Origin of the sequence: Massilia antarctica (assembly GCF_015689335.1) — a bacterium.
In the GTDB taxonomy this organism is placed as follows: domain Bacteria; phylum Pseudomonadota; class Gammaproteobacteria; order Burkholderiales; family Burkholderiaceae_D; genus Telluria_A; species Telluria_A antarctica.
Genome location: NZ_CP065053.1, coordinates 3,259,415 through 3,273,622, shown reverse-complemented (window position 1 = coordinate 3,273,622; position 14,208 = coordinate 3,259,415). Strand labels below are relative to the sequence as shown.

Genomic DNA, 14,208 nt, shown 5'->3' with positions numbered 1-14,208 from the left:
GCGCTTGCGTCAATGCCGCCCACTCCCTTACCATCGTCCTGATCCGCAGCGCGACGCGGGCCTGTCGCGGCGCGCCCAATTCTACCTTATACAAGCCTGGCCGAACCCGACTTTCACTCACCCTGACCCGACCCCAACCCATGAATCGAGCTTCCCTGACACCGCTGTCGCGCTTTTACCAACGCTGGCTGGCGGCCGATGCCAGCCGCGCCGGCGCCGTCGCCGCCCTGGGCGCCAGCGCCCTCGACCAGCTCGACCTGGCCCAGGCGCTGGCCGCCCAGTGCGGTCCGGACGGCGCCGCCCTTATACCGGTCCGCGCCATGCGGCGCCTGCGCAACCTGCTGGTGGCCGGCCTGATCGCGCGCGACCTCGATGGCCACGCCGACCTGGCCGAAGTGGTCGCCACCATGACCGCCTTCGCCGATTTCGCCATCCGCACCCATCTGGCGGCCCTGATGGCCGAACAGGTGGCCAGCCACGGCATGCCGGTCGGCTACGAATCGGGCTTGCCGCAGGAAATGATTGTGTTGGCCATGGGCAAGCAAGGCGGGGGCGAGCTGAATGTTTCGTCCGACATCGACCTGATCTTCGTCTACCCGGAAGATGGCGACACCGCCGCCGGGCCGGGCCAGCGCCCGCTGTCGAACCATGAATTTTTCGCGCGCCTGGGCAAGAAGCTGATCGCCGCCCTGTCCGAGATCACCGAAGATGGCTTCACCTTCCGGGTCGACATGGCGCTGCGCCCCAACGGCAACTCCGGCCCGCTGGTGGCCAGCCTGAACATGGTGGAGGAATACCTGATCGTCCAGGGGCGCGAATGGGAGCGCTACGCCTGGGTCAAGGCGCGCGCGGTCAGCGGCAACGCGCTCGATATCGCCGCGCTGGAAGCGATCGTCCATCCTTTTGTGTACCGGCGCTACCTCGATTTCGGCGTGATCGACGCGATCCGCACCATGCACGCCCAGATCCGCGCCGAGGTCGAGCGCCAGGAACGGCTGCACCCGGACCGCAGCAACAACGTCAAGCTGGGACGCGGCGGGATCCGCGAAATCGAATTCCTGGCCCAGGTATTCCAGCTGATCCGCGGCGGGCGCGATGCCGCCCTGCGCGACCGTTCCACCCGCGCCACCCTGCGCGTGCTGGCCGACAAGGAATTGCTGCCCCCGGACACGGTCGACCAGCTGCTCGACTCCTACAGCTTCCTGCGCAACCTCGAACACCGCCTGCAATACCTGGACGATGCCCAGACCCACACCCTGCCCGCCAGCGAGGCCGACCGCGCCGTCATCGCGCAAATGATGCGCCTGCCGGACGTGGCCACCTTGCTGGCGCAGCTGGAGGAACACCGCCGTTTTGTGGCCGCCCAGTTCGACGCCATCTTCAGCGACAAGTCCGAGCAAAACGGCGACACGGTCGACCCGGGCGCCAGCAGCTGGGCCGGGGCCGACCTCGACAACCGCGAAGCGATCGAAGCGCACCTGCGCGCCCTGAGCTTCGACGATGCCGGCGGCGCCGCCCAGCGCCTGATGAGCACCTGGCAGTCCGGCAAGGTGCAAGCCTTGCCGGAAGCGAGCCGCACCCGCCTGCTGGCCCTGGTCAACGCGGCCCTGCCCCTGATCGCCAAGACGGCGCTTGAAGCCGGTTCCGGCAGCGCCAGTTCCACCCTGACCCGGCTGCTGGCGTTTTTCGAAGCCATCGCGCGCCGCTCGGCCTATCTGTCCCTGCTGACCGAATATCCGCACACCCTGGAACGGGTGATCCGCATGATGTACGCCAGCGGCTGGGCCGCCACCTTCCTGACCCAGCACCCGATCGTGCTCGACGAACTGCTCGACGAGCGCGTGCGCAGCGCCGTGCCCGACCGCGCCGCCCTGGCCGCCGAACTGAAGGAGCAACTGGGCGCGGCCGCCGGCGACACCGAGCGCCAGATGGATATCCTGCGCGAAGCCCACCACGCGCAACTGTTCCGCCTGCTGGCGCAAGACCTGGCGGGTGAACTGACCGTGGAAAAGCTGGCCGACTACCTGTCGGCGCTGGCGGACACCATCGTCGCCGCCACCATCGACGCCGCCTGGCAGGCGATCACCACGCGCCACCGCGAAGTGCCGCGCTTCGCCGTCATCGCCTACGGCAAGCTGGGCGGCAAGGAACTCGGCTATGTGTCGGACCTGGATGTGATTTTCCTGTTCGACGATGACGACCAGGAGGCGCCCGGCAACTATGCCAAGCTGGCCCAGCGCTTCATCACCTGGATGACGGCCCACACCTCGGCCGGCATCCTGTTCGACATCGATACCGCGCTGCGTCCGGACGGCGCCAGCGGCATGCTGGTCTCGAGCGTGACGGCATTCGAGCGCTACCAGGAAAATTCGGCCTGGATCTGGGAACACCAGGCACTCACGCGGGCCCGTTTTTGCGCCGGCGACGCGGCCATCGGCGAGCGCTTCGAAGCGGTGCGCGAACGGGTGCTGCGCAGCGACCGCAGCGCGCGCGCGGACGAGCTGAAGCAGGAAGTACTGAAAATGCGCAAGAAGATGCACGACGCCTATCCGAGCCGCCCGGGACAGTTCGAGCTCAAGCAGGATGAGGGCGGCATGATCGATGTCGAATTCATGTCGCAATACCTGGTGCTGCGCCACGCGGCGCAGTATCCGCAGCTGACCGTCAACCTGGGCAATATTGGTTTACTGCGCATGTTCGCCGACCTGGGGTTGATCGATGCTGGCTTGGCGCTGGCGGTGGGCGACGCTTACCGCGCCATGCGCAAGCTGCAGCACCAGCTGCGTTTGCAGGGCAAGGATAGCGCGCGCATCGACCCGGCGCTGGTGGCGCGCCACAGCGACGCCGTGCGGCGCCTGTGGGCGGCGGTGTTCGGCTAGGCGCCGCGGCGGCCAAAAAAAACCCGGCGCAAGGCCGGGTTCTCATTGCTGGCGCCTGGCGGCGCCATGCATCACTTCATCAGAAGATGTACTGCAGCGACACGCGGGCCGAACGGCCGCGCACCGGCGGGTCGGTGGCGCGCACGTCGGTTACCGGCGCGCGGTTGAACACGTTGTACAGGTTCAGGGCGATCGTGGTGTTCTTGATGCCCGTGTAGCTCATGTTCATGTCGGTCACGACGTCCTTGCCCTTGCGGCAGTACTCGGTCGGAATACCCTGGTCTTCGCAACCCTCGGCATGGTGATTGCCATCGTACCTGTCATCATACAAACGGGTTTCCGGACGGTAGGTGAGCGCGGCGCCCAGCTTGTACGGACCGTTGGTCCAGGTGCTCGACGCCCGCACCTGGTAGCGATATTGCTCGTAGTTGCCGGCCAGGTTTTCCGTGAAGGTATCGGTGACCGTATCCCACTTGCGGTAATCGAGCTGGTAGTTCGCCTTCAGGTTGCTGACCAGGCGGCCGGACGCACCGAGGTTCCAGCGGTGGTTGATTTCCATGTCCAGACCGGCAACCCTGGTCCTGTCCATGTTCTCGTAACGGCTGGCGATCGCCGAAATCGGGCCGACCGGGAACTGAATATCCTTGCCCGACAATTCCTTGGCGCGCGCCGACATGCGCTGGTCGTTGGCGGTCACGCCCAGACGCTGGACGCTGCCCGGCAGGCGGTCTTCGTTGGCCAGCACCTGGCTGGTGCTCTTGGTACCGATCTCGTTGCGGCGCTCGATGCGGTAGTAGTCCAGGGTGACGCTCAGGTTATCGAGCGGATCGATCACGATGCCGAAGTTAAAGCTGCGCGACTTTTCCGGCTCCAGTTCCGGATTGCCCTTGGTGGACGAAGCGAAACTGACGCTGCAACCGTTATCGCGCGCGGTCAGGGCGTCGGCCTTGTCGATCGTGCTGCCTTCCTTCAGGATCGCGTACAACTGGTTGGCCGCGGCGCAACGCTTCGGATCGACCTCCCTGTTGCGGAAGGCGGACAGCTCGACCTTGCCGGTTTCCGCCACGTTCGGCGCGCGGAAGCCGTTGGCGATGGTACCGCGCAGCAGCACCCGCTTGGCCACCTGGTAGCGCGCGCCCAATTTCGGCACCACGGACAGGTCGGTCGCGCCCACCTTGTCGACGCGCACGGCGCCGTTCACTTCCAGTTCCTTGGTCAGCGGCGCATTCAGTTCGGCGAAGGCGGCGCTGATGTGGCGCGAACCGGTGACATTGATCGAGCCGTAGCCGACGATCTCGCCGCGCGCGATATTGTCGCTGACATAAGCGTCGAAGGAGTCGGTGCGGAAATCGCCACCGACAGCCAAGGCCAGCTTACCGCCGCCCAGTTGCATCAGTTCGCGCGTAGCCTTGAAGTCGATGAAAGCTTGCTTGGTTTCGCCGCCGAACAGCAGGTTCGGGAACATGCTGTCGAGCAGTTCAGGGCTGTTGACGCCGCCGAATTTATACTCGCCGCTCAGCACTGCCTGGGTGTAGCGGGCCGCATGCCTGGCGCCATGGATATTGTTTTCTACCTTGGAACCCATCGCACCGACCGCCGTGTTCCAATCCCAGCCGTAATCGCTGCCTTCGAGGCCGACCATCACGCGGTATTGCTTCGCTTCGGCCACGCTCTTGAACATGTCCACGTTGTCGGCGTAGCGATAGCGCAAGGCCACCGGGAAGGAATACGGATTGTTCGGGTGGCCGACCGGCAGCTTCGGCTCGGTGAAGGAATTGAGCTTGCCTTCGCTGCTGTTGTACCAGGTCGACGGCGTGCCGCTGTATTGCATCAGCGGCGGCGTGTTGAAGTAGGTGGTGGTGGTCTTGCCCAAGGTGACTTCCGAAAACGCGCTGCGGTTGCCGCCCAGTTTCATGTGGCCGCTGCCGAAGAAATTATAGCGCTTCGCTTCGGCATGAATGCCGGCGCGCCCCCACTGGTCGAAGCGGCAGGTGCCGTCCTCGACATCGGTGCAGCCGGCCACCGGGGTGTTGAAGGTCTTGCCGGCCAGCGCAGGGTTGGCCGGGTACACCGCCGGATAGCGGTCAACGTAATTGCCCGGATACGAATAGGTCGACTTCACGCCGAAGCTCGGGTTGACGTACTGCTTGTACCATTCCGGCGCGGCGGGCATGATCTCGCGGTCGGTGTACGGCTCGCGGTGATAGGCCTCGAAATGGCCGAAGAAGTTGTAGCCGTCGGCGTCCAGGTCGCCCTTGCCGAAGGTCAGCGAGGCGGTCTTGTCGCGGTTGATCACGCTCTTGAGCAGCGATTGACGCACGCCAGCGGCGGCCATCACGCCCTGGAAGTCTTTTTTGGTGATGATGTTGACCACGCCGGCGACCGCGTCCGAGCCGTACACGGCGGACGCGCCGTCGAGCAGGATCTCGATGCGTTCGATGATTTCGGACGGCATGGAATCGATGTTGACGAAGGTTTCCTGGCCGCCATCGGCGAGGCCGTAGTTGGCGACGCGGCGGCCGTTGAGCAGGGTCAGGGTCGAATTCTTGCCCAGGTTGCGCAGCGAAATGCCGGACGCGCCGGAGGCGAAGGAATTACCGCCGCCGAGGTCGCTCAAGGCGCCCGTGTTCGAGGTCAAGGTGTCGAGCACGTCCTTGACGGTGGAGGCGCCGATGGCGGCGATCTCGGCCTTGCCGATGACCTGCACCGGGGACGAGGTTTCCTCGTCGACCGCGCGTTTGATGTTCGAACCGGTGACAATGACTCTTTGAATCGGCTGCTTGGCGTCTTGTTGAGCCATCACGACATGGGAAGTGCCCAGGGTAAGGGCAACGGCCATGACACTCCGTTTTACGGCGAATTTGTTCTTCAAATCAGCTCCTGAATTTTTATAAAAATAATTTTCGTAAGACTAGTTTTCCCCGCACGCCTGCCGTGCGCCGCCACGCACCGCTACCCGGTTCTTGTTGCACCGGCCGTCGTGCGACCTGCGCAACGATCGAAGGCGGAGGTCGTGATTCCCGACCCTGCTATCGAACGCAACTGGAGCAATCATCCGGCGCGTAAAGCGCACCTGAGGCGTGTTATAGGAATTTCGCATGAAGCATCATTGAAGATCAAACATATTTTACAAATTCATACATATTCCATGCATATCGATGGCATTCCGTTGTTTTCGCAAAACGGAACGGGGCGAAAGGGCACGCGCGGCGCATAAACCAAACCGCGCCGCGCGCGCCCTGCGGCGCCCCCGCGGCGACTCAAAATGCGTAGCGCGCGGTCAGCTGGAAGTAGCGGCCGTAAGGATTGTGCAATCCCTCGTTGTAGCCGGCCAGCGGCTGGGCGCTACTGTTGGTACCGACGTACGGGTCGTAAGGCGCCTTGGTGTCGAGCACATTCTGGACGTTCAGGTTCAGGGTCAGGTTCTTGATCCCGGTGTAGGTATAACCCACGCCCAGACGGGTCCAGCTGTTGATCGAGCATTTCGGGAAATACGCTTCATACAGCGGCACGCTGGTGTCGCGATCCTGTTCGGCGTCGCTGGGCTTGCGCGTGCCGTACTGGCAGAACGGCTGGTCGAAGGTCTTTTCGACGTTGTAGCGGCGCAGCAAGGACACCGGGCCGACATAGTCGATGCTGGCGTTGAACGCGTGCGTGCCAAAGGTCCAGGACGACGACAGGGTGCTCTTCCAGCGCGGCTGGTAACCGTTCGGCAGGGTGTAGTCGGCATAACCGACATTCGTGCCGGCCATGTTGCGCTCAGGATCGCCCGCGTTCGCGGCCAGGGCGTAATAGTCCAGGTAGCTCGACGTCAGTTTCGAGCTCAAGGAACCCCACTCGCCCAGGTTCTTGCGGTACGCCACATCGATATCGACGCCGCGCACTTCCACCGCGCCCTGGTTTTTCCACGGCAGCTTGACCATCAGCAGCGGGCCGCTGTTCGGAACCACTTTGCCATTGGCATCGCGCACCCAGTTGGCCGGATTCGGATCGCGCACCACGTTGCCCGGGAAACGGTCTTCGTCGCGCAAGGCGTCATCTTCGGAACCGAGGGCGACTTCGCCTTCCTTGCGGATCTTGTAGAAGTCCAGGCCGATATCGAAGGTGCTGGTCGGCGAGAACAGCAGACCGAAGGAAAGGCTCTTCGATTTTTCCGGCACCAGGTCGGGATTGGCGCCGCCGGTACCGGCCGCGCTCTTGGCGCAATCAATTTCGGTCGCGCCATCGCGCGGGGTCTCGCGATCAGCTTCGCAGCGGCGCCGGTCGAACAGGTCGGTCAGGAAGAACTGGGCCCCGCCCGGGGTCACCTGCACCAGCGCCGGCGCGCGGAAACCGCGGCCATAGGTACCGCGCAGCGCGAAGCCGTCGGACACGGTCCATTTCGCGCCGACTTTCGGCACGAAGTTGGTTTTGATGCCAGGATACTTGTCGACCCGGCCCGCAAAGTCCATCTCGAAGTTTTTCAGGAACGGCGTGCGCAGCTCGACGAAGGCCGATTTGACGTCGCGCGTGCCGTCGATGATGGTGTTGGCCAGGCCGTAAATTTCACCGCGCGCCAGCGCGGCATCGGGTGTCAACTTGATTTTTTCGCGCCGCACCTCGGCCCCCACCGCCAGGCCGATGGCGCCGCCGCCGAGCTGGCCGAACTGGGTCGACACCTTGCCATCCCATTGCAGGATCGAGGCCATGTTGTGGCTGGTTACATCGCGTCCGAGGGTCGGATCGGCCGACAGCGCCGCCAGCGAGGTGCCGGAATTGAGCTTGCGCAAGGTCGGCAGGTAGAGCATGCCGAAATACGTATCTTCCTGGGACGCCTTGTTGTACAGCACGGCACTTTCCCAGTCCCAGTTGCCCACATTGCCCTGCAGGCCGGCCACCACCCGCGTATTATCGTTGATGGTCTCGGTGCCGCCGCGCAGGTTCTCGAAGCGGTAGGTGACCGAGGCGCGGGCATCGGGGAAGGGATTGTCCGGATGGCCGATATCCAGGATGGCCTGGAACGGATCGCCTACCGAGGCACTGGTGAAGTTGGTGACCGTGCCGGTGCCGATGGTGCTCGGATTGCTGGTATAGGCGCGCTTGGTGCGCGCGTAGCCCGCTTCGGCGAAGGCCTTGGTGTTCTGGCCCAGCTTGAACACAGCGCGCGTCATCACGCTGGCGTCCTTGCCGTCGCCAATGCCTTCGGAGTAACGGCTTGCGTCGAAGTTACAGAAGGTGCGTCCGATGAACACGCTGGTCGGCTGCAAGCCCATCGCAGTCGAACCCACCAGTTGCTGGGAGGGTTCGCAATTGGTGCGCGTGATCATGCGCTGGCCCATGTTGCTGCGGTTCACCGCGAAGTTGCGGCTACCAGGTTCGCTTTCGCGGTAAAACGATGGCGAAGCCGAGGTCGTGCTGCCGTAGGGCGTGGCGTAGCGCCCGTTGAGCAACTGATAGGTTTCGAACTCGATGTCCTTGACATCCTTGCGCAGGACGCGGTCGCGCTGGGACACGTCGGCGGTGATGAAGACGTTGTAGCCGTCGCTCTCGACGTCGCCCTTGCCGAAGAAGAAGTTGGCGCCTTTGCGGGCAAATTTGCCATCGTCGTTGGCGCTGGCGCGGGCCGACACTTCGGTGCCCTGGTAGTTAGTCTTGGTAATGAAGTTGATCACGCCGCCGATGGCGTCGGAGCCGTACACGGCCGAGGCACCATCCTTGAGGATCTCGACCCGTTCCAGGGCCGACAGGGGAATCGCGTTCAGGTCGTACAGGGTCGAATTGCCGTTGTTCGGATCGGCGTAAGCGGCCGGGGTCATGCGGCGGCCGTTGAGCAGGATCAGGGTCGAGGTCGACGACAGGCCGCGCAAGGAGGCGGTCGAGACGCCGCGCGAGAAACCGCCATCGTTGGTGTCGAGGTTGACGTCGCTGCCCATGGACGGCACTTTGCGCATCAGTTCAGTGACCGTGGCGGCGCCGCTGTCGCGGATATCCTTGGACGTGATGACCTGGATAGGCTGGGTGCCCTCTTTTTCGGTGCGTTTCAGGTTCGAGCCGGTGATGTACACGGTGGCGGCCGGCGCCGTGACAGCCTCCTGCGCCAGGGCAAGGTGGGAAGTCCCCAGGGTCAGAGCGACGGCGACGACGCTGCGTTTCAATACAAAGTGCTTTTTCAAGATAACTCCAGGTGAGAGATTCTTTGTAAAAACCGACTTTTGTTTGTTTTAAAAACCCACTCGTATGTAGGGGTAAATAGAATCTCGCATAAAACGATGCCAAAAATCAAATATCTTATGCATTAGCGTCGATTTCGCCGTCGAAATTGTTGTTTTTTTACGATTGCACATATATAAAACGCGTCATTGTGGCCCTGAAGGACGTAGGTAGTTCAGTTCGGTGGAACTGTGGTTTTTGCGCGGCCGTTTGTGCGGATCGGGATGATTTTCAGAGAATCCGCCTCAAATACGGGCGGATATCGGCATAATAGTTTCACGCAACACCGCGCCATTGACCATGATCGGAGTGCATTGATGAGAACATTGTTGTCCGCAAGCTACCTCAGTATCGTCCTGCTGGCCCTGCCGGGAGCGGCCTGGTCGGCCGATAAGGGCAGTGCCGACGAAGCGGTAGCCATGGTCAAGAAAGCGATCGCCCTGATCAAGACCGACAAGGCCAAGGCCTTCGCGGCGATCTCCGACACCGGCAACAAGGAATTCCACGACCGCGATCTGTACGTGTATGTGTACGACCTGAACGGCGTCGCCCTCGCCCACGGCAACAATCCCAAGATCGTGGGCAAGAACCTGATGGCCTTGGCCGACAGCAACGGCAAGCTGATGATCAAGGAAATGGCCGATCTAGCCAAGTCGCCGGCGGGCCATGGCTGGGTCGAGTTCAAGTGGCCCAATCCGGTGACCAAGGCGGTCGAAAACAAGGCGGGCTACGTCGAGCGGGTCGACGACATGATGGTCGGCTCCGGCGTCTACAAATAAGCGATTGCTGCGCATTGGCAGCCGATTCCTCCCCCGGATCGGCGCGAACTCCGACAACCGGGGTCTGACCTCTGATTAGAAAGTTTTGCCGGCCAACATTGAAACCAGTGGTCATTCGCCGCGGTCCCGGGCATGCACGGGGCAGGGATGCCGCCTTCCCCATCATCGGCCCGCCATGGGGGCAGTTTGTTGCTAATCAGAGGTCAGACCCCGGTGGAGGGCGTGTGGGGGCAGTTTGTTGCTAATCAGAGGTCAGACCCCGGTGGAGGGCGTGACCCCGGTGATGGGGGCATGTCATATTTTGGCGGCGAAACGCGGGCGAAAAAAAACGCCCCGGAGGGCGTCTTTGTCGATGCTGCCGAGTATTACTTGGCGTTCATCAGGGCAACCGTGGTGTCCAGCATGCGGTTCGAGAAACCCCACTCGTTGTCGTACCACGACGATACTTTCACCAGCCGGCCCGAGACCTTGGTCAGGGTCGAGTCGAAATTCGACGAGGCCGGGTTGTGGTTGAAGTCGATCGATACCAGCGGCTCGGTCTGGTAGGTCAGCACGCCTTTCAGGGTGCCTTCGGATGCCGCTTTCATCAGGGCATTGACTTCGTCCACCGTCGTGTCGCGCTTGGCGATGAAGGTCAGGTCGACCAGGGAGACGTTGATGGTCGGCACGCGGATCGCGAAACCGTCCAGCTTGCCATTGAGTTCAGGCAGCACCAGGCCCACCGCGGCGGCAGCGCCGGTCTTGGTCGGGATCATGCTCATCGTGGCCGAACGCGCGCGGCGCAAGTCTTCGTGCATCACGTCCGTCAGCACCTGGTCGTTGGTGTAGGCGTGCACGGTGGTCATCAGGCCGGTTTCCAGGCCGATGGCATCGTTCAGCGGCTTGACCAGCGGGGCCAGGCAATTGGTGGTGCACGAGGCGTTGGAGATGACCGTATCGGAGGCTTTCAACACGTTGTCGTTCACGCCGAACACGATGGTGGCGTCGACATCCTTGCCGCCCGGTGCCGAAATGATGACTTTCTTGGCGCCGCCCTTCAGGTGGGCCGAGGCTTTTTCTTTGGTCGTGAAGAAACCGGTGCACTCGAGCACGACGTCCACACCCAGCTCGCCCCATGGAATTTCAGCAGGGTTGCGCTGCGCGAACACGCGGATCGCATCACCATTGACGATCATGTTGTCGCCTTCGACCGTGACGGTGCCCGGGAACTTGCCATGCGCCGTATCGTAACGGGTCAGGTGCGCGTTCGACTTGGCATCGCCCAGGTCGTTGATCGCCACGATCTGGATGTCGTGTTTCTTGCCGCCTTCGTAGAAAGCGCGCAGGACATTGCGGCCGATACGGCCATAACCGTTGATTGCAACTTTGATCGTCATTACTTTGCTCCTGAGTGATAAAAATAGGTGGGCGGACGCGGGTGCCGTGCGGCAGCGCGCCCGCGCTTGGCTTAGTTCGTCAGTACCGACTTGACCTTGGCAACCACGTTCTCGACCGTGAAACCGAAGTGCTTGAACAGCACCGGCGCGGGCGCCGATTCGCCGAAGGTATCGATGCCCACCACGGCGCCTTCCAGGCCAACGTATTTATACCAAAAATCGGTTACACCCGCTTCGATCGCTACCCGCGGCACGCCACGCGTCAACACCTTGGCCTTGTAGGCTGGATCCTGGCGGTCGTACACATCGGTCGAGGGCATCGACACCACGCGCACCAGAATGCCCTCGGCGGCCAGGGCGGCGGCAGCCTTGGTGGCCAGTTCGATTTCGGAACCGGTGGCGATCAGGATCGCCTTGGGCTCAAGCACGTCTTGCAGCACATAGCCGCCGCGCGCGATGTCGGCGATCTGGGCCGGGGTGCGTTCCTGGAACGGCAGGTTCTGGCGCGAGAAGATCAGGGTCGACGGGCCATCCTTGCGCTTGACGGCGGCGCCCCAGGCAGCGGCCGACTCGACCGTGTCGCACGGACGCCAGTTGTCCAGGTTCGGGATCAGGCGCAGGGAAGACACGTGCTCGACCGACTGGTGGGTCGGGCCGTCTTCGCCCAGGCCGATCGAATCGTGGGTGAACACGAAGATCGAGCGCAGCTTCATCAGCGCGGCCATGCGCAGCGCGTTGCGGCTGTAGTCGGAGAAGGTGAGGAAGGTGGCGCCGAACGGGATGTAGCCGCCGTGCAGGGCGATGCCGTTCATGATGGCGCTCATGCCGAACTCGCGCACGCCGTAGTTGATGTGGTTGCCCGGCTTGCCGGAACGCAGTGCGATGCACTCTTTCCAGTTGGTCAGGTTGGAACCGGTCAGGTCGGCCGAGCCGCCCAAAAATTCCGGCAGGGTCGGCGCCAGCGCCTGGATCGCGTTCTGGCTGGCCTTGCGGGTAGCGATGTTTTCCTTCTTCTCGACGCAGGCGGCAATCGCCGAATCCAGGGTCGCGTTGAAGTCGGCCGGCAGTTCACCCTTCATGCGGCGCTCGAATTCGGCGGCCAGCTCGGGGTATTGCGCGCGGTAAGCCGCGAACTTGGTGTTCCACTCGGCTTCCATGGCGGCGCCCTGCTCTTTTGCGTCCCAGGCGGTGTAGACCTCGGCCGGGATGTCGAACGGCACCGAGGTCCACAGCAGGTGCTCGCGCACCGCCGCCACTTCTTTCTCGCCCAGCGCGGCGCCGTGCACCTTGTCGCCGCCCTGCAGATTCGGCGAACCCTTGCCGATGATGGTCTTGCAGCAGATCAGGGTCGGCTTGGACGACAGCTTCGCTTCCGCGATGGCCGCGTCGACCGCCGCCACGCTGTGGCCGTCGACGGCGGCGATCACGTTCCAACCGTAGGATTCGAAACGTTTCGGAGTGTCGTCGGTGAACCAGCCTTCGACCTTGCCGTCGATCGAAATGCCATTGTCGTCGTACAGGGCGATCAGGCGGTTCAGGCCCAGGGTGCCGGCCAGGGAACACACTTCGTGCGAAATGCCTTCCATCAGGCAGCCATCGCCCAGGAAGGCGTAGGTGTAGTGGTCGACCACGTCGAAGCCGGGCTTGTTGAATTCAGCCGCCAGCAGGTATTCGGACAGCGCCATGCCGACCGCGTTGGCAATGCCCTGGCCGAGCGGGCCGGTGGTCGTTTCCACGCCAGGGGTGATGTCCACTTCCGGGTGGCCCGGGGTCTTCGAGTGCATCTGGCGGAAGTTCTTCAGATCGGCCATGGTCAGGTCGTAGCCCGACAGGTGCAGCAGCGCGTAGTGCAGCATCGAGCCGTGCCCGTTCGACAGCAGGAAGCGGTCGCGGTTGAGCCACTTCGGGTTGGACGGGTTGTGCTTGTAATGGCCGGCCCACAGCGCGACGGCGATTTCCGCCATGCCCATCGGCATGCCCGGATGGCCGGAATTGGCCTGTTGAACTGCATCCATTGCCAGCGCGCGGATCGCGTTGGCCATCAAAGTGGTAGGGAGCGTCGTTTTCATGGGTCGAATCTGTGAGGTCGTAGGATTGGGAATGCGGGTGGCGCTGCATGGAGTACCGAGCCAAGTATTTTACCAGACCAGAGGGTGCCGAATTAAAATGAAGCACTTTGCGCCCCTGCCGGCTCCCACTACTTATCAGGATTTCATGCCCCGTTTCTATTGCTCCCAACCGCTGGCGATCGGCGCGACCTTCGACCTGCCCGATGCGGTGGCCCACCACGCCCATGTGCTGCGCCTGCAGATCGGCTCCGAACTGTGCCTGTTCAACGGCGATGGCGGCGAATATATCGCCCACCTGGCCACGGTCGAGAAGCGCCGCGCGACGGCGACGGTCAAGGCCTTTGTCGCGCGCGATACGGAACTGCCCTACGAAATCACCCTGGCCCAGGCCTTGCCGGAAGCGTCCAAGATGGATTGGATCATCGAAAAGGCGGTCGAGATGGGGGTGGCGGCGATCCAGCCGCTGGCCGCGCAGCGCTGCGTGGTGCGCCTGGCGGGCGAGCGCGCAGAGAAAAAGCTGGCGCACTGGCAGGGCGTGATCGTGGCCGCGTCCGAGCAGAGCGGACGCAACCGGCTGGCGCGGCTGGCGCCGGTGGACGATCTGCAGCAGTGGACGGCCCAGCAGGACATGCACAAGCGGATTTTGCTCAGCCCGCGCGGCACGCAATCGCTGGCCGACTGGGCCAGGCACCAGCCGCCCCAGGCCCTGTCGCTGATGATCGGCCCGGAAGGCGGCTTCAGCGCGCAGGAAGAAGATAACGCCATGGCGCGCGGCGCACTGGCCTTGTCGATGGGCCCGCGCATCCTGCGCACCGAAACGGCCGGCATCGCCGCCGTCGCCGCCCTCAATGCCCTGTGGGGCGGCTTGTAACTTTCCCGCGCCGCTGATGCCGGCAAGGTCAGCCGTCGTTCCCGG

8 protein-coding genes are annotated in these 14,208 nt (G+C 63.2%); 4 read left to right on the top strand and 4 right to left on the bottom strand.

The genetic code is table 11. From position 1 onward, the window contains the following. Positions 1 to 140: 140 nt before the first annotated feature. A complete protein-coding gene (gene glnE, locus IV454_RS14765; protein ID WP_206092049.1) occupies positions 141 to 2,879 on the top strand; it encodes a bifunctional [glutamate--ammonia ligase]-adenylyl-L-tyrosine phosphorylase/[glutamate--ammonia-ligase] adenylyltransferase in 2,739 nt (912 codons plus the stop codon). A 79-nt stretch (positions 2,880 to 2,958) separates the two neighbouring features. Here glnE and IV454_RS14760 read toward each other — a convergent pair whose 3' ends face one another. Next, complete coding sequence (locus IV454_RS14760) at positions 2,959 to 5,718, bottom strand: TonB-dependent receptor domain-containing protein (RefSeq protein WP_206092048.1); 2,760 nt, start codon at positions 5,716 to 5,718, stop codon at positions 2,959 to 2,961. 174 nt (positions 5,719 to 5,892) lie between these two features. On the opposite strand from IV454_RS14760, the gene IV454_RS14755 reads away from it, so the two are divergent. Beyond that, positions 5,893 to 6,096: a hypothetical protein gene (locus tag IV454_RS14755; RefSeq protein WP_206092047.1), complete on the top strand. Its 204-nt coding sequence runs from the start codon at positions 5,893 to 5,895 to the stop codon at positions 6,094 to 6,096. Positions 6,097 to 6,139: 43 nt separating this feature from the next. Here IV454_RS14755 and IV454_RS14750 read toward each other — a convergent pair whose 3' ends face one another. Continuing rightward, positions 6,140 to 9,031 (bottom strand): TonB-dependent receptor plug domain-containing protein, encoded by a 2,892-nt coding sequence (locus IV454_RS14750; protein ID WP_206092046.1) that lies wholly within the window; start codon positions 9,029 to 9,031, stop codon positions 6,140 to 6,142. Positions 9,032 to 9,385: 354 nt separating this feature from the next. Between IV454_RS14750 and IV454_RS14745 the strand changes: the two genes are divergently transcribed. Further along, positions 9,386 to 9,847 (top strand): cache domain-containing protein, encoded by a 462-nt coding sequence (locus IV454_RS14745; protein ID WP_206092045.1) that lies wholly within the window; start codon positions 9,386 to 9,388, stop codon positions 9,845 to 9,847. A 365-nt stretch (positions 9,848 to 10,212) separates the two neighbouring features. Here IV454_RS14745 and gap read toward each other — a convergent pair whose 3' ends face one another. Continuing rightward, a complete protein-coding gene (gene gap / locus IV454_RS14740; RefSeq protein WP_054266600.1) occupies positions 10,213 to 11,223 on the bottom strand; it encodes a type I glyceraldehyde-3-phosphate dehydrogenase in 1,011 nt (336 codons plus the stop codon). 71 nt (positions 11,224 to 11,294) lie between these two features. Continuing rightward, the gene (gene tkt / locus IV454_RS14735) at positions 11,295 to 13,292 is read right to left on the bottom strand and encodes a transketolase (RefSeq protein WP_206092044.1); all 1,998 of its coding nucleotides are present in this window, start codon (positions 13,290 to 13,292) and stop codon (positions 11,295 to 11,297) included. 145 nt (positions 13,293 to 13,437) lie between these two features. Between tkt and IV454_RS14730 the strand changes: the two genes are divergently transcribed. Continuing rightward, a complete protein-coding gene (locus IV454_RS14730) occupies positions 13,438 to 14,163 on the top strand; it encodes a 16S rRNA (uracil(1498)-N(3))-methyltransferase (protein WP_206092043.1) in 726 nt (241 codons plus the stop codon). Positions 14,164 to 14,208 lie beyond the last annotated feature (45 nt).